Genomic DNA, 15,858 nt, shown 5'->3' on the forward strand with positions numbered 1-15,858 from the left:
GTGAAGAGGTGCTTTCACCAAGAGGTAGAACCCGATCCGGCCTTTTCGACATCACCCAGCAAAGAAGCCCCGGACGAGTGTCCGGGGCTTCTTCGGCGAGCTGACTACTTGGCGACGACTCGCAGGCTGAACTCGGCCTGGCCGTCACCCGTCGAGCGGGCCACGATGCCCGCCGAACGGAGCGCTGCCAGATCCTTGTCCTCGGCGAACCGCTGACTGAGCGAGCCGGCCGCCTCGAAGTCGACGTACCCGATCATCACCGCGCCCTTGGTGTCGGGCAGCGCCTGCTTGAAGTTCTCCGCCTGGCCGAGGTTGCCGCCCTTCAGCACCTGGTCGGCGTAGTCCTTGCTGGTCGAGACGACGAAGGTGTCGTCGTCCTTCGCGGTCTCGATCGGGATGTTGGCCGACGAACGCTGGCGCAGCAGCGTGGTCAGCTTCTGCACGACCGTCTCGGCCTTCGCCGGGTCGGTCTCCATCCGGGCCGCGATCTTCGGGCCGTTCGCGGCGTCCTTGTCGACCGCGACCGCGAGGTTCTTGCCGACCAGGCTCTTCAGGTCGTCCGGCAGGGTCAGGCCGGTCTCCTCGGTGATCTGGTCGATCATCGGCTTGAGCTTGTCGCCGCCGGTCTTCTGCAGCTGCTGCCAGGCGGTGTCGATCAGGCTGTCGCCGCCCGAGATCGCGATCGCGCCGGCCGTGCTGTCCGGCAGCTTCGAGACCAGGTCGCCGGCGTCGGCCGCCGAGTTCACCTTGATGCTCTTGTCGCCCTGGCCGATGCCCTTCAGCTCGACGTACGACGCGTCGAACCGCAGCGCGACCGCCGTGGTGGCGTCGCCGAGGCCGGCCAGCTGACCGGAGTCGACCTTGCCGGTCATCGTGGCGATGCCCTTCATGTCCGCCCAGCCCGACAGGAAGCCCTGCTCGCCGAGCTTGTCCATGTCCGCGCTGAACTTGGCGTTCTTGGTCAGCGGGTTGTCCTTGGCGGTGGCGACGGCCGAGTCGACGGTGGCCTGGTCGTCGGACAGCAGCACGTACCCGTTACTGAACGCTCGGCCGGGCTTCTTGTCCTCGTTCGCCATCAGCTTGTCGAGGCCCTTGTTGGCGGCGTCCTGGTTCTTCACCTGGACCGCGACCACGGGGACCGGGTCGTCCTTGCCGTCAGCGGGCGGTAGCAGAGCGACGCCGGCCCGATCGCCGAGCCACGGCTTGATGTCCTTGTCGTAGTCGACAGTCGCAAGATCGTCGCCGGCGGACTTCTTGATCTGCTCGAACAGCTTCTGCCGCAGGTCGTCCTGGTCACCGGTGAGGCCGAGCTTGTCCTTCACCGACGGGAACTTCATCATGAACCGGATCGCCGCGACCTTCTGGCCGGCGGACGGGTTCAGGTCAATCCGTGCGTACGCCACGGCGGTGCCGGGCAGCACGTCGGCCGGCTGCTTACCGCCGGCAAGCTTGCCGTAGGCAAAGATTCCGCCGCCGGCCAGGACCAGCACCATCGCGAGTGCGGCGACGATCGGGATCAGCTTGCCGCGCTTCTTCTTCGGCTCCGGCTGCCACTGCGGCTGACCGCCGTACCCGGGGCCTTGCGGCGGCTGACCACCGACATGCATCTGCTCGTACGACGCCTGTCCAGGCTGCCCGTACTGCGGCCCGCCCTGCTGAGGACCGCCGTACTGGGGTCCGCTCTGCTGCGAGGCGCCATACTGCTGGCCACCCTGCTGAGGACCACCCTGGTGCGGGGCGCCGTACTGCTGACCCTGCTGTGGACCCTGTGGCCTGCCCTGCTGTGGCCAAGGGTTCTGGCCTTGGGGTTGACCGTACTGCGGCTGCGGACCGCCGGCGCCTGGGTACTGCGGGTTGGGCGGTTGGTTCTGGTCGGACATAAGCTCCCTCGCTGGCTCCGGTGGCCTCACCCGCCGGACCTGCAAAGGTTAGTGGACCGGTGGCGCAGGGTCTGACGCAGCAGGTTGCGAAGTGGTTGCAACCGGGTCCGCGCGCCACGTCGTGGCAGCGATCACAGCGCAAACCAATGCGGCGCCGACCAGCCAAGACACCAGAGGCGTCCACGTGTGCAGCTCGAGTGGAGCCGCGACCAGATCACCCGGCCGAGCCGCCCGCAACCGCGCATCCAGCGGGTCGTGCCCGAGCAGCATGCCGACACCCCAGCAGACCCCGCCGCCCAGACAGGCGCCGAGGGCAACGATCGCCACCGACCACGGACCGTAGTTGCGCAGCCACAAGAACAGCGCCCCGCCGAGCACCACCGCGGCAATGAACCCGATCGCAGTGAACGTCCCGTCCGGCCCGAAGATCTGGGTCATCTGCTCCTCACCGAGCGACCCGCCCTGCGCGTCCACGGTGTACTGCGCCAACGGCGAGAACTGCTGCCACGCCCAGCCGGCCACCACTCCGGCGACCAGGAACACCGCCACAGTCACCAGCACAGCCTTCGCCCACGGCAACGCCCGCTCCGCCACCGGCGGCGCCCCGAACGGGTTCATCGAAGGCGGCGCCACATACGGCGAAGACTGAGGAGACTGATCCTGACTCACGCCGCCAGTGTGCCGCATCCGTCCCAGCACCCGTCAGCTGGCCAGGCAGGACGGGCCCAGGAGGGCTTTCAGGTCGGCCATCAGGGACGAGGTCGGGGTCACGCGGAAGCGGTCGCCGATGCGCATGACTGTGGTCTTCTGGCGGGCTTGGAGGCGTAGGTGGACCTCGGTCATGCCGGGGTGTGACGTCAGGATGTCGCGCAGCTGATCGACGACCGGTGGGGTGCAGCGGTTGACCGGCATCGTCAGGACGACCGGGCCGCTCGGGCCTTCGGTCAGGTCGGGTACGACGACCTCGTCGCCGCTCAGCTCGAGCCGGTCCTCACGACGGCGTACCCGGCCCTTCATCAGGATGATCGCGTCGTTGCTGAGCAGGTGCGCGTGCAGCTGGTACGCCGAGGAGAACATCATCACCTCGAGCGAACCTTCCAGGTCCTCGATGGTGACAATCGCGTAGATGTCGCCGCGCTTGTTCACCTTCCGCTGGACTGCGGTCACCAGGCCACCGATCGTCACCCGGCTGCCGTCCGGACGGTCCTCGTCGGCGAGCAGCTGACCGATCGTGCAGTCGGTGCCGTTGGTGAGCACGTGCTCGACCCCGAACAGCGGGTGGTCGGACACGTACAACCCCAGCATGTCCCGCTCGTGCGCGAGCTTGGTCGCCTTGTCCCACTCCTCGATCTCGGGGACCGTGACGGTGAGGCGGCTGTTCCCCTCGCCCTCCTCGGCGTCGTCACCCATCGAGAACAGGTCGAACTGCCCGTGCGCCTCGTTCCGCTTGAGGTCGATGGCCTCGTCGACGGCCTGCTCGTGCACCGCGACGATCGCCCGCCGGGCGTGGTTCATCGAGTCGAACGAGCCGGCCTTGCCCAGCGACTCGATCACTCGCTTGTTGCAGACCGGCAGCGGCACCTTGTCGATGAAGTCGACGAAGTCAGCGAACCGGCCCTTCTCCTCGCGGGCGCCGACGATCTCGGCGACCACGTTCACGCCGACGTTGCGGATCGCGGACAGGCCGAAGCGGATGTCGGTGCCGACCGGGGTGAAGTTCGAGTCGGACTCGTTCACGTCCGGCGGCAGCACCTTGATGCCCATCCGGCGGCACTCGTTCAGGTAGATGGCCATCTTGTCCTTGTCGTCCTTCACCGACGTCAGGACAGCGGCCATGTACTCCGCCGGGTAGTTCGCCTTCAGGTACGCCGTCCAGTAGGACACCAGACCGTACGCCGCGGAGTGCGCCTTGTTGAACGCGTAGTCGGAGAACGGGACCAGGATGTCCCACAACGTCTTGATCGCGGCCGCGCTGAACCCGCTGTCCTTCATGCCGGCCTCGAAGCCGACGTACTCCGCGTCGAGCACCTCGCGCTTCTTCTTACCCATCGCCTTGCGGAGCAGATCCGCTTTGCCCAGGCTGTAGCCGGCCAGCTCCTGGGCGATCCGCATCACCTGCTCCTGGTAGACGATCAGCCCGTAGGTCGGGCCCAGGATCGGCTTCAGCGACTCTTCGAGCTCCGGGTGCAGGTAGCTGATCTCCTGCTGACCGTTCTTCCGCAGGGCGTAGTTGGTGTGCGAGTTCGCACCCATCGGGCCCGGCCGGTAGAGCGCGCCGACAGCGGAGATGTCCTCGAAGTTGTCCGGCTTCATCAGCCGCAGCAGCGCTCGCATCGGACCGCCGTCGAACTGGAAGACGCCGAGGGTGTCACCGCGCCCGAGCAGCTCGAAGGTCGGGCCGTCGTCGAGGCTGTGGCTGAGCGCGTCGAGGTCGACGGTGAAGCCGTGGCTTGCCTCGATGTTCTTGACCGCGTCGTCCATGATCGTCAGGTTGCGCAGACCCAGGAAGTCCATCTTGACCAGGCCGAGCGTCTCGCAGCTCGGGTAGTCGAACTGGGTGATGATCTGGCCGTCCTGGTCGCGGCGCATGATCGGGATCAGGTCGATCAGCGGCTCGCTGGACATGATCACGCCGGCCGCGTGCACACCCCACTGGCGCTTCAGGTTCTCCAGGCCGCGGGCGGTGTCGACGATCTTGCGGACGTCCTGATCGGCCTCGTACAGCTGGCGGAACTCGCCGGCCTCGGAGTACCGCTTGTGGGAAGAATCGAAGATGCCGGACAGCGGCACGTCCTTGCCCATCACCGCGGGTGGCATCGCCTTGGTAATCCGGTCGCCCATCGCGAACGGGTAGTCGAGCACCCGGCCGGCGTCCTTGATCGCCTGCTTGGCCTTGATCGTGCCGTAGGTGACGATCATCGCGACCCGGTCGTCGCCGTACTTCTCGGTGACGTACCGGATCACCTCGGGGCGGCGGCGGTCGTCGAAGTCGATGTCGAAGTCGGGCATCGACATCCGCTCCGGGTTCAGGAAGCGCTCGAAGATCAGCCCGTGCCGCAGCGGCTCGAGGTCGGTGATCCGCATCGCGTACGCGCAGATCGAACCGGCGCCGGAACCACGGCCCGGACCGACCCGGATGCCATGCTTCTTGGCCCAGTTGATGAAGTCGGCGACGACCAGGAAGTAGCCGGCGTACCCCTTCGAGACGACGATCTCGATCTCGTAGTCGGCCCGCTTGCGGATCTCGTCGGTGATCCCACCGGGGTAGCGCTCGTGCAGCCCGACCTCGACCTGGTTGACGAACCAGGACTCCTCGTTCTCCCCCTCCGGGCAGGGGAAGCGCGGCATGAACCGGCCCTCGCCCTCGGTGAAGCTGACGTCGCACTGCTCGGCGATCAGCAGCGTGTTGTCACACGCCTCGGGATGGTCCCGGAACAGGTCGCGCATCTGCTCCGGCGACTTGAGATAGAACTCGTCGCCGTCGAACTTGAACCGGTTCGGGTCGGACAGGGTCGATGCGGACTGGACGCACAGCAACGCGGCATGCGCAGGGGCGTGTTCCTTGTGCGTGTAGTGCAGATCGTTGGTCGCTACCAGCGGCAGGTTGAGATCTTTGGCGAGTCGGAGCAGGTCCTCCTGTGTCCGCCGCTCGATGTCGATACCGTGGTCCATCACTTCGCAGTAGAAGTTCTCCGCGCCGAAAATGTCCCGGAACTCCGCTGCCGCCTCGACGGCCTCCTTGTACTGGCCGAGCCGCAGCCGGGTTTGCACCTCCCCGCCGACGCACCCGGTCGTCGCGATCAGGCCCTTGCCGTAGGTCTGCAGCAGCTCTCGATCCATCCGAGGCTTGAAGTAGTAGCCCTCGAGGCTGGCCAGCGACGCCATCTTGAAGAGGTTGTGCATACCCCCGGTGTTCTTCGCGAGCAGGGTCATGTGCGTGTAGGAGCCACCGCCCGATACATCCTCACTGCTGTTGTTGCTGGCGTCTCCCCACTTCACTCGGCGCCGCTCGGTCCGATGGGTCCCCGGCGTGAGGTACGCCTCGCAGCCGATGATCGGCTTGACGTCGTACTTCTTCGCGGTCCGCCAGAACTCATACGCACCGAAGACGAAGCCATGGTCCGTCGTCGCCAGGGCCGGCATGCCCTGCTCGGCTGCGGCTTTGAACAACTCGTCGATCCGCGCGGCGCCGTCCAGCATGGAGTACTCAGTGTGGTTGTGCAGGTGGACGAAACTGTCGCTGGACCCCATATCGGCGCGGACCTCCCAGGGCGTAAGTGAGGGTGACTGGAGCAGCCTAGTTCGAGCCTCGGACAGTTTCCGAACGGGCTCTCCGGGGAGTCCTCAACCCGCCCGCTATCCGGTCAGTCGAAGCACTCGGACGGCGAGCGGCACGACGCAGAGCGAGACCAGCACGAGAGCGAAACGCTGGGCCAGGCCCTGGACCGCGGTGCCGCCGGTGAACGCCGTCACGGCCAGCGCCGCGATGATGACGAAGCCGGCGATCCGGGTCGGTCCGGCCAGCTCCCGCCAGCCGTCGATCGCGCGCATCCGTCGGGACAGCAGGAACGGCGCGATCACCGTCGCCACGCCCGCGACCACGTACGAAGTGATGTGCACCTTGCCGTGCCACGACTCGAAGGACGCCGTCGACACACACCAGGCGTCCGCGTTCCGGCAGTCGAGTCGGAAGAACGCGTCGCTGACGTTGTCCCAACCGGCGAGCGAGAAGGCAACCAGCCAGGCGCCGACGGACTCGTGACCATCGGCAGTACGCAGAGCAGGCCGCAGTACCAGCAGCGCGAACGCGATCGTGAGGACGCCGGCGATACCGAGGCTGAGACGGGCCAAGGTCGCGTGGTGCGCCGTGAGCGCCGCCAGGTCGCTGATGTCGTCGCGCGCGACGTTGTACCCGTGTCCCTCGATCACGCTGCCGACTGCCACGCCGACGATGAAGACTCCCTGCCCCGCAATGGCAGCGATCGCCAACGCCCGGCGGGCACTCACTGGGCGTCGACGAGCAGGTCCAGAGCCTGATCCAGGTCGTCGGGGTACTTCGAGGTGAACTCGACGTACTCGCCGGTGCCGGGGTGGTTGAAGCCGAGCCGCATCGCGTGCAGCCATTGGCGGTTGAGGCCGAGGCGCTCGGCCAGGACCGGGTCGGCGCCGTAGGTGAGGTCGCCGCAGCACGGGTGGCCGATCGCGGACATGTGCACGCGGATCTGGTGAGTGCGGCCGGTCTCGAGGGTGATCTCCAGGAGGGTCGCGTACCGGAAGGCCTCGAGGGTCTCGTAGTGCGTGACACTCGGCTTGCCTCCGGCGACCACGCCGAACTTGTAGTCGTGGTTCGGGTGCCGGTCGATCGGCGCGTCGACGGTGCCGGTGAACGGATCCGGATGGCCCTGCACGAGCGCGTGGTAGATCTTCTTGACCGTCCGCTCCTTGAAGGCGCGCTTGAGCACGGTGTACGAGTACTCAGTCTTCGCGACCACCATCAGCCCCGACGTACCGACGTCGAGGCGATGCACGATCCCCTTGCGCTCCGCCGCGCCACTCGTGGAGATGTTGAACCCAGCTCCGGCCAGATGACCGATCACGGTCGGCCCGGTCCAGCCAGGGGACGGATGGGCGGCGACGCCGACCGGCTTGTCGACCACGATGATCTCGTCGTCGTCGTACACGATCCGCAGGTTGTCCACGGTCTCCGGTACGACGGTCACCTCGGTCGGCGGCGCCGGCAGCTCGACATCGAGCAGTACGCCGGCCGCGACCCGAGACGACTTCGGTGCGGGTACGCCGTCCACCTGGACCAGGCCGGACTCGATCATCTCGACGGCCTTGGTCCGGGACACGCCGAACAGCCGGGACAGCGCCGCGTCCAGCCGCTCCCCCGCAAGACCGTCCGGCACCATCACGGTCCGGGCAGTCACTTGCGCTGCTCCCTGGTCCCGTCGAGCTTGATCCCACGCAGCGTTTGGATCACCAGCAGTACGGCGGCCGTCGACACCGCCATGTCCGCGACGTTGAAGATCGCCCAGTGCGGCGTCTGCAGGAAGTCGACCACGTGCCCGTGGAACGCCGACGGCTCCCGGAAGATCCGGTCGATGATGTTCCCGACCGCGCCGCCGAACAGCAGCCCGAACGCGACTGCCCAACCCGCCGACCCGAGTCGTCGGGACAGATAGATGACACCGATCGCGACGATGATCTGGACCGCCGAGATGTACGGCGTGTAACTGGTCCCGAGGCTGAACGCGGCGCCCGGATTCCGGATCAGGTTGAACTTGAGCAGCGACCCGACCACGTTCACCGGCTCCCCCGGCGTCAGATGCGCCAGAGCCAAAGCTTTCGTGATCTGGTCGATCACCAGAATCACCAGCCCGACCCCACCGAACAACCCGATCCATTTCCAGGACCGGCCATCCGGGGACGACGGAGAACCGGCCGACGGTTCGTCGGCCGGTTCCGGTGAGTCTGCGTCCTCCACCTGATGGGACGAGGCGGGGTCGTTCAGCGGCGTTCCTGGCGTTCTTTGCATGACACGCACAGTGTCGCACGCGGGAACGCCTGCAGCCGACCCTTGCCGATCGCGTTGCCGCAGTTCTCACAGACGCCGTACGTGCCGTCGTCGATCCGGGCCAGCGCGAACTCGATCTGGTTCAGCATGTCGCGGGCGTTGTTGGCCACCGACAGCTCGTGGTACCGCTCCAGCGTGGTCGAGCCGACGTCCGCCTGGTCGTTGCCGGCGCCGTCGCTGCCGTCCCGGAACAGCCCCGCGATCTCCTGCTCGGCGTCGCGGATCTCCTCCTTGAGGTGCTCGACCTCACTCTCCAGCTCGGTACGCAGCTCGGCGATCTCGGCCGCGGTCCACGGGTCCTCGCCCGGCTTCACCTTGAAGGTCTCGGCCGTGTGTGCAGCGGACTTCCCCGGCGCCGTCGCCGGAGTCCTGTTCTCGTTCGTCTTCATGGCCACCCTCTTCGTCTGGGCTTCCTTGGCAGGGGTCTTAGCCGCTGTACCTTTTTTCGCGGTGGTGGTCGTCGTCGACTTCTTCACCGCGGAAGTCTTCTCGGCCGGCGAGGTCCTCGCCGGCGCTTTCCGTGCCGTCGTCTTCTGGACCGGCTCGGACGTTTTCTTTGCGGCACTCTTCTTGGCCGCAGCAGAACGTTGGGGGGCGGACTTCTTGGGTGCCGATGTAGCCATGGTCAGCTACCCCCTGCCTTCGTCGGAGACTGAAGCGGACTGGTCGCAAGACAGTAGGCCACGTGTTGACCACGTGCCAGCCCGACGCGCAGACCGTGGACATACGGTAGTCGGTTCTTCAAGTCCGCTCGATGTTCCGCGCGTCACAGCCCTGTCTCAGCCGTTACCGTCAGTCACCTGAAGCTCAACTCCCCCTCACTTCTGAACCCTCTGAACGCAGCAGCATTGTGCGCAGAGAACCGCGAACTGACCATCGATTAACGATTCGTAGTCATGCGGTACGACGCCGTACACTGACAACTGCGATCCGCAAGGCAACGATGGGGCTATCACCCCGGAGCCGCCGGAAGAACGGTCCGCAAGGACCTATTAGAACCGGCAGCGGGTGGTTAAGGAAGTGGGTGACCGCACTCTGGGTCATCAAGGAGGGTGGTACCGCGCGGTAGCCGGGTAAAGTCCCGGCACTTCGTCCCTCGTCCGGCAGCAGGACGCGACGAAGGACGCAGAGATGGCGGCAGATACCCCCTGGCGGCAGGTTCCGGCCCAGGTCGACTTCCCGGCACTGGAGCGCGAGGTGCTCGCGCTCTGGGACGAGCACGACACGTTCGCCAAGAGCCTCGAGCAGTCCGCCGGCGGACAGCCGTGGACGTTCTTCGAAGGCCCGCCGACGGCGAACGGCATGCCCGGCACCCACCACATCGAGGCCCGCGTCTTCAAGGACGTGTTCCCGCGCTACCGGACCATGAAGGGTTTCTGGGTCGAGCGCAAGGCCGGCTGGGACTGCCACGGCCTCCCGGTCGAGGTCGCGGTCGAGAAAGAGCTCGGCTTCAGCGGCAAGAACGACATCGAGGCGTACGGCATCGCCGCGTTCAACGACAAGTGCCGCGAGTCCGTACTGCGGCATGTCGACGCGTTCAACGAGCTGACCGTCCGGATGGGCTACTGGGTCGACCTCGAGCACCCGTACAAGACGATGGACCCGGAGTACGTCCAGTCGGTCTGGTGGTCGCTCAAGCAGATCCACGACAAGGGCCTGCTGGTCGAGGACTACCGCATCACGCCGTACTGCCCGCGCTGCGGCACCGGCCTGTCCGACCACGAGCTCGCCCAGGGCTACGAGACAGTCGTCGACCCGTCGGTCTACGTCCGCTTCCCGCTGACCTCCGGCCCGCTCGCCGGCAAGGCGTCGCTCCTGGTCTGGACGACGACCCCGTGGACACTCGTTTCAAACACCGCGGTCGCCGTACACCCGGATGTCGAGTACGTCGTCGCCACCGACGGCAACGAGTCACTAGTAGTCGCCAAGCCGCTGCTCGACAAGCTCGGTGAAGGCTGGACGGTCACCAACGAGTACGTCGGCCGCGAGATGGAGCTGTGGACGTACCAGCGTCCGTTCGAGCTGGTCGAGTTCGACGAGCCGGCGCACTACGTCGTACTGGCGGACTACGTCACCACTGAGGACGGCACGGGTCTGGTGCACCAGTCCCCCGCGTTCGGTGCGGACGACCTCGCGGTCGGCCGCGAGTACAACCTGCCGGTGGTGAACCCGGTCGACACGACCGGTCACTTCAACACCGACGTACCGCTGGTCGGGGGCCAGTTCTTCAAGAAGGCCGACGAGGACCTGGTCAAGGACCTCAAGGACCGCGGCGTCCTGTTCAAGCACGTCCCGTACGAGCACCCGTACCCGCACTGCTGGCGCTGCCACACGCCAGTCATGTACTACGCGCTCCCGTCCTGGTACATCCGCACCACCCAGGTGAAGGACGCACTGCTCCGCGAGAACGAGAAGACCAACTGGTACCCGGACTCGGTCAAGTGGGGCCGGTACGGCGACTGGCTGCGGAACAACATCGACTGGGCGGTCTCCCGCTCTCGCTTCTGGGGTACGCCGCTGCCGATCTGGCGCTGCGACGAGGACCACCAGGTCTGCGTCGGCTCGCTGGCCGAGCTCGGCGAGCTGGCCGGCCGGGACCTGAGCTCCACCGACCCGCACCGGCCGTTCGTCGACGACATCACCTTCGACTGCCCGACGTGTGGCGCCGAGTCACACCGGGTGCCCGAGGTGATCGACGCCTGGTACGACTCGGGTTCGATGCCGTTCGCGCAGTGGGGCTACCCGTGGGCGGAGGGCTCGGAGGAGAAGTTCGCCAAGACCTACCCGGCCGACTTCATCTCCGAGGCGATCGACCAGACCCGCGGCTGGTTCTACACGCTGATGGCGATCGGCACGCTGGTCTTCGACGAGTCGTCGTACCGCAATGTCGTCTGCCTCGGGCACATCCTGGCCGAGGACGGCCGGAAGATGTCCAAGCACCTGGGCAACATCCTCGAGCCGATCCCGCTGATGGACAATCACAGCGCGGACGCGGTGCGCTGGTTCATGGCCGCGTCCGGGTCGCCGTGGAAGGCGCGCGGCATCGGGCCGAACGTGCTGAACGAGATCACCCGGAAGGTGCTGCTCACCTACTGGAACACGGTCGCGTTCCACGCGCTGTATGCGCGGCTGTCCGATTGGTCGCCTGCCGACGCTCCTGCGGTCGAGGACCGCTCGGTGCTGGATCGCTGGTTGGTCAGCGAGACGCACCGGCTGGTCCGGGACACGGACGCGGCGTACGCCGAGTTCGACACGCAACGGCTCGGCGTACTGATCAACTCGTTCGTCGACGTGCTCTCGAACTGGTACGTACGCCGTTCGCGCCGCCGGTTCTGGTCCGGTGACGCGAGTGCGCTCGCGACCCTGCACGAGACACTCGACGTACTCACCCGGGTGATGGCGCCGCTGATGCCGTTCGTCACCGAGCGGGTCTGGCAGGACGTATTCCGCCCAGTCACGCCCGGGCTGCCCGAGTCCGTCCACCTGACCAGCTTCCCGACGTACGACGAGACGCTGATCGACGACGTGCTCGCGCAGCATGTGTCGATGGCGCGGCGCGTCGTCGAGCTCGGCCGGTCGGCCCGCGCCGAGGCGAAGGTGAAGATCCGGCAGCCGCTGGCCCGTGCCCTGGTCGGGTCGGCCGCGATCGCGGACCTGTCGCCGGAACTGCTGCAGGAGATCGCCGACGAGCTCAACGTGGGCACGGTCGAGCCGCTGTCCGCCGCGGGTGCGGACCTGGTCGAGTTCTCAGCCAAGGGCAACTTCCGTGAGCTGGGCAAGCGGTTCGCCAAGCAGACGCCGGTGGTCGCGGCCGCGATCGCCGCCGCCGACGCCGGCGGGCTCGCGGTCGAGCTGAAGGAGACCGGGTCGGCAAGCGTCGTCGTCGACGGCGAGGACGTCCGGGTGAGCGAGGCCGAGGTACTGCTGTCCGAGCGACCGAAGGAAGGCTGGTCGGTGGTCAACGAGCAGGGCGAGACCGTTGCCCTCGACCTCGAGGTCACGCCGGAACTGCGGCAGGCCGGCCTGGCCCGCGAGGTGGTCCGAACGTTGCAGGAGGCCCGGAAGAACGCCGGCCTCGAGGTGTCGGACCGGATCAAGGTCTGGCTGACCTCGACCGACCCTGAGCTGGCCGATGCCCTCGGCAAGCACGCCGACGAGATCGCCCGCGAGGTCCTCGCCGTCAACCTCGCCCAGTCGGCCCCGTCCGAACCCCTGGTCGACGTTGCCGAAGGCACCGAAGAGGACCTCCAACTCACCTACTGGCTCACCAAGGCCTAACGAGGCGGCCGGACGGCGCGGGCCCGCAACGACGGGCTCGCGCCGAGGTGGTTGATGATGTCGATCATCAGTAGGCGGGCCTTTTCGACCTTGGCGTCGCCGAGGGTTTGGCGGAGTTCGGCATCGAGGGCGGCTCGGTGTTTGCGGGCGGCCTCGATGACCGCCTGACCACGGTCGGTCAGTACGACGATGCGGGCGCGGGCGTCGGCCGGGTCGGGGCGGCGACTGACGTAGCCGCGGTTCGACAGGTCGGCGATCGACTTCGAAGCCGCTTGCTGTGTGACGCCGAGCTTCTCGGCGAGTGTGCTGATCGTCACCGGGCCGGCGACCAGATGCTGGAACACCACGCCGTCCGCGAACCGCGAGTCCTCGAAGCCGTCGGCAGCAAGTCGGCGCTGGAGCTCGTCGGCCAACGCCCAGCCGGCGAACAGTGATGCCAGGGACAGGTCGGCATCAGCCGGATCGAACTCCATGCCGGCAAACTATACAACCATGGTTGTGCATCGACTAACCTACAACCATGGTTGTGCAAAAGGAGTTTCTCGAGAGAGCGCACCGCATCGTGTGGTGCACGGTCGCGACGGTCGGTCCGGACAACCGGCCGCGGAGCCGGATCCTGCACCCGATCTGGGAGCTCGACGATCAGCTGACCGGATGGATCGTCACCCGGGCGACGCCGGTCAAGGTGCGGCACCTCAGTTACAGCCCGTATCTGAGCTGCAGCTACTGGGAGCCCGGTCATGAAGTGGCCATCGCCGACTGCGAGGCGGAGTGGGTCACCGATGCCGCGACGCGGCAACGAGTCTGGGAGCTGTACCGCGACGCTCCAGCCCCACTCGGCTACGACTTCTGGAGTGTGTTCCCCGCTGGACCGGCCCCGGTCGTGGGGCCTCCCGGCCTGGACCGAGGAGCGCAGGGAGCGAAGCGACCGGAGCGACGAGGGAAGGCCGGGAGTAACAGCCCCACGACCCGCCGCGCCGGAGGCGCGGCATTCAATACAGAGTCACCCTCACTCCTACGGCTTGCGCCGTACCGGCTTCGGCTTGCTGATGTCGAGACGCTCAGCGGCCGGAAGGAACCTCGGGTCTGGCCCTGACTCCCCGTTACCGGGAAGGGACCCTGAGTCAAAAGGGTCCAGACATGCCGAAGAGGCGGTGCTGCCGGAAAGCACCGCCCCCTCGAGGGATGAAACGCGACTCCGAGGTTTTACGACACCGAGTCTTTAAACGCCGTGACCGTGAGCCTGGGCGCGGGCCTCCGGGCGGAAGCCGTTGCGCGGGCTGAGCGTGTCGTCGCCGTTGCCGAGCGCCTTCAGCTGCTCGGTGAAGTACGTCTTCAGGCGGCTGCGGTACTCACGCTCGTACGCGTGCAGGTCGTCGATCGTGCGCTCGAGCTGACCCTTCTGCTTCTCCAGCGTGCCGAGCATCTGAGCGCGACGCTCGGCGATCTCGCCGTCGAGCTTCTCGGCGCGGGCGCGAGCCTCACCGGTCATCCGGTCGGCCTTGCCACGCGCCTCGTTCTCGAGCCGCTCGGCCTTGGCGCGGGCCTCGCCGATGATCTTGTCGGCGGTGTCCTTCGCCTCCTGGACCAGGTCGTCGGAGTGCTTGGTGGCCATCTCCAGCAGCCGAACGGCCGAGCTGGAGGCGTCACCGACCGAGCCGGCCGCAGCAGCTGCACCAGCAGCCGCGACCACCGGCATCACCGGCGGCTTCTCCTCGACCTTCTCGACCACGACCGGGGGCTTGGGCTGCTGCACGACTGGCGGCAGCGCGGCGGTCTGGTCGACCGGCCGCTGCTGGTCCGCGCCCGCGCGCTGAGCCGCCGCGAGCTTGGCCCGCAGCTCCTCGTTCTCGGCGAGAAGTCGCTCGAGCTCTGCCTCGACCTCGTCGAGGAAGGAGTCGACCTCTGTGACGTCGTAGCCCTCCCGTAGTCGGACGGGCGTGAACTGCTTCGAGCGGACGTCATCCGGCGTCAGCGGCATCTTTCACCTCGTTTGTCTGTGTCTTGGCGGAGTCCCCGTGGTGCTACACCCCGGCGACTCAGTAGATCACGTTATCGCTTCGTTGTCTTATGACGGAATCCGGGCGGGTGACAACGGTCCTGCCCGGTGGAGCGGCCCCGTAGACACAGCCCCGTTTTTCCGAGTCTCCACCTACCCAGTCCGCGCCTTCCTCACCCTTACAACGAGCGTAAAGCCGTTGAGTTGATGGACATCGCCACCGAAACGATGACGAACAACATCAGCATGGACAGGTCGATCCGCACCCCACCGGCCCCGATCGGGGGCAGGATCCGGCGCAGCGGCCGCAGCAGCGGATCGGTGACCGAGTAGATCAACTCGAAGAACAGCAGCAGCGGTCCCTTCGGATGCCACTGCGGCGCGAACATGACGATCAGACTGAGCACGAACCTCGCCACCAGGATCAGGAAGAAGGCGAGCAGCACCCAGCTGAGAACACTGAGGACGAGCGCTAGAGCAACCATGTCGTCAATGAGTGTAGAAGACGGCGGAAGGGTGTTGACCAGCCAGAGCGTCAGCTCTGGTTGTAGAACCCGTCCGCGGCGATCTTCTCCTTCTCCTCGGCGGCGACCGTGACGTTCGGCGGGCAGACCAGGAACACCTTGGTGGTGATCCGCTCGATCGAGCCACGGCAGCAGAAGATCAGCCCGGCCGCGAAGTCGACCAGCCGCTTGGCGTCGGCGTGGTCCATCTCGGTCAGGTTCATGATGACGGGCGTGCCGTCGCGGAAATGCTCACCGATGACGCGCGCTTCGTTGTAACTGCGCGGGTGCACGGTGGTGATGCGGGCCAACTCGGTTACCTCCGGGGACGGCGCGACCCCGCGCCGGTCTGGGAACTTGCTGACCGTGGCGCCGCTCGGGGTCTCGCGGTCCTCGCGAGACTCGCGGCTCTCCCGGCCGGCAGGTACCGGCTCGGTCTCGTGGGAGTCCCCGTCGACGGCGTCGTCGTCGTACTCTTCGTACTCGTCGTCGTACGTGTCGTCGTACCGCGCGTTGTAGCGCTCCCCGTCCTCGACCAAGCCGAGGTAGACACCCATCTTGCGCAGCGCGCCGCTCATGGCCCTCCAGCACCTCGATCCGGTTCGACGACAACAGTGAGCC

13 protein-coding genes are annotated in these 15,858 nt (G+C 66.8%); 2 read left to right on the forward strand and 11 right to left on the reverse strand.

From position 1 onward, the window contains the following. Positions 1-104: 104 nt before the first annotated feature. The 7 genes from EV650_RS10570 to EV650_RS10600 form a co-directional block, all read right to left on the reverse strand. Entirely contained in the window at positions 105-1,880 is a 1,776-nt protein-coding gene (locus tag EV650_RS10570; protein ID WP_134117757.1) for a DUF3352 domain-containing protein, read from the reverse strand. Between the two features lie 48 nt (positions 1,881-1,928). Next, positions 1,929-2,549 carry a hypothetical protein gene (locus EV650_RS10575; RefSeq protein WP_134117760.1) on the reverse strand — a complete coding sequence of 207 codons (621 nt, stop codon included), beginning with the start codon at positions 2,547-2,549 and terminating at the stop codon, positions 1,929-1,931. 33 nt (positions 2,550-2,582) lie between these two features. Continuing rightward, on the reverse strand, positions 2,583-6,131 hold the full coding sequence (dnaE, locus tag EV650_RS10580) for a DNA polymerase III subunit alpha (RefSeq protein WP_134117762.1): 3,549 nt from the start codon (positions 6,129-6,131) through the stop codon (positions 2,583-2,585). A gap of 105 nt (positions 6,132-6,236) precedes the next feature. Further along, complete coding sequence (locus tag EV650_RS10585) at positions 6,237-6,887, reverse strand: DUF998 domain-containing protein (RefSeq protein ID WP_166678078.1); 651 nt, start codon at positions 6,885-6,887, stop codon at positions 6,237-6,239. Then, positions 6,884-7,792, reverse strand: coding sequence for an RluA family pseudouridine synthase (locus EV650_RS10590; protein ID WP_134120008.1), 909 nt, complete (start codon positions 7,790-7,792; stop codon positions 6,884-6,886). The genes EV650_RS10585 and EV650_RS10590 overlap by 4 nt, the downstream gene beginning before the upstream one ends. 14 nt (positions 7,793-7,806) lie before the next feature. After that, the gene (lspA, locus tag EV650_RS10595) at positions 7,807-8,418 is read right to left on the reverse strand and encodes a signal peptidase II (protein WP_134117766.1); all 612 of its coding nucleotides are present in this window, start codon (positions 8,416-8,418) and stop codon (positions 7,807-7,809) included. Next, positions 8,391-8,846, reverse strand: coding sequence for a TraR/DksA family transcriptional regulator (locus EV650_RS10600; RefSeq protein ID WP_202874453.1), 456 nt, complete (start codon positions 8,844-8,846; stop codon positions 8,391-8,393). The genes lspA and EV650_RS10600 overlap by 28 nt, the downstream gene beginning before the upstream one ends. 742 nt (positions 8,847-9,588) lie before the next feature. Between EV650_RS10600 and ileS the strand changes: the two genes are divergently transcribed. Further along, positions 9,589-12,735 carry an isoleucine--tRNA ligase gene (ileS, locus tag EV650_RS10605; protein WP_134117770.1) on the forward strand — a complete coding sequence of 1,049 codons (3,147 nt, stop codon included), beginning with the start codon at positions 9,589-9,591 and terminating at the stop codon, positions 12,733-12,735. On the opposite strand, the gene EV650_RS10610 is transcribed toward ileS, so the two are convergent. After that, positions 12,732-13,208 (reverse strand): MarR family winged helix-turn-helix transcriptional regulator, encoded by a 477-nt coding sequence (locus EV650_RS10610; protein WP_134117772.1) that lies wholly within the window; start codon positions 13,206-13,208, stop codon positions 12,732-12,734. The two genes, ileS and EV650_RS10610, sit on opposite strands and share 4 nt — an antisense overlap. Before the next feature lie 47 nt (positions 13,209-13,255). Between EV650_RS10610 and EV650_RS10615 the strand changes: the two genes are divergently transcribed. Further along, a complete protein-coding gene (locus tag EV650_RS10615) occupies positions 13,256-13,831 on the forward strand; it encodes a pyridoxamine 5'-phosphate oxidase family protein (protein WP_134117774.1) in 576 nt (191 codons plus the stop codon). A 126-nt stretch (positions 13,832-13,957) separates the two neighbouring features. Here the strand turns inward: EV650_RS10615 and EV650_RS10620 are convergent, their stop codons facing one another. The 3 genes from EV650_RS10620 to EV650_RS10630 form a co-directional block, all read right to left on the reverse strand. After that, positions 13,958-14,716 (reverse strand): DivIVA domain-containing protein, encoded by a 759-nt coding sequence (locus tag EV650_RS10620; protein ID WP_134117776.1) that lies wholly within the window; start codon positions 14,714-14,716, stop codon positions 13,958-13,960. Between the two features lie 197 nt (positions 14,717-14,913). Next, positions 14,914-15,219, reverse strand: a complete 306-nt coding sequence (locus EV650_RS10625; protein WP_134117778.1) for a YggT family protein — start codon at positions 15,217-15,219, stop codon at positions 14,914-14,916. 50 nt (positions 15,220-15,269) lie between these two features. Beyond that, a complete protein-coding gene (locus EV650_RS10630) occupies positions 15,270-15,815 on the reverse strand; it encodes a cell division protein SepF (protein ID WP_134117780.1) in 546 nt (181 codons plus the stop codon). Positions 15,816-15,858: the final 43 nt, after the last annotated feature.

The organism is Kribbella kalugense (assembly GCF_004365875.1).
Taxonomy (GTDB): domain Bacteria; phylum Actinomycetota; class Actinomycetes; order Propionibacteriales; family Kribbellaceae; genus Kribbella; species Kribbella kalugense.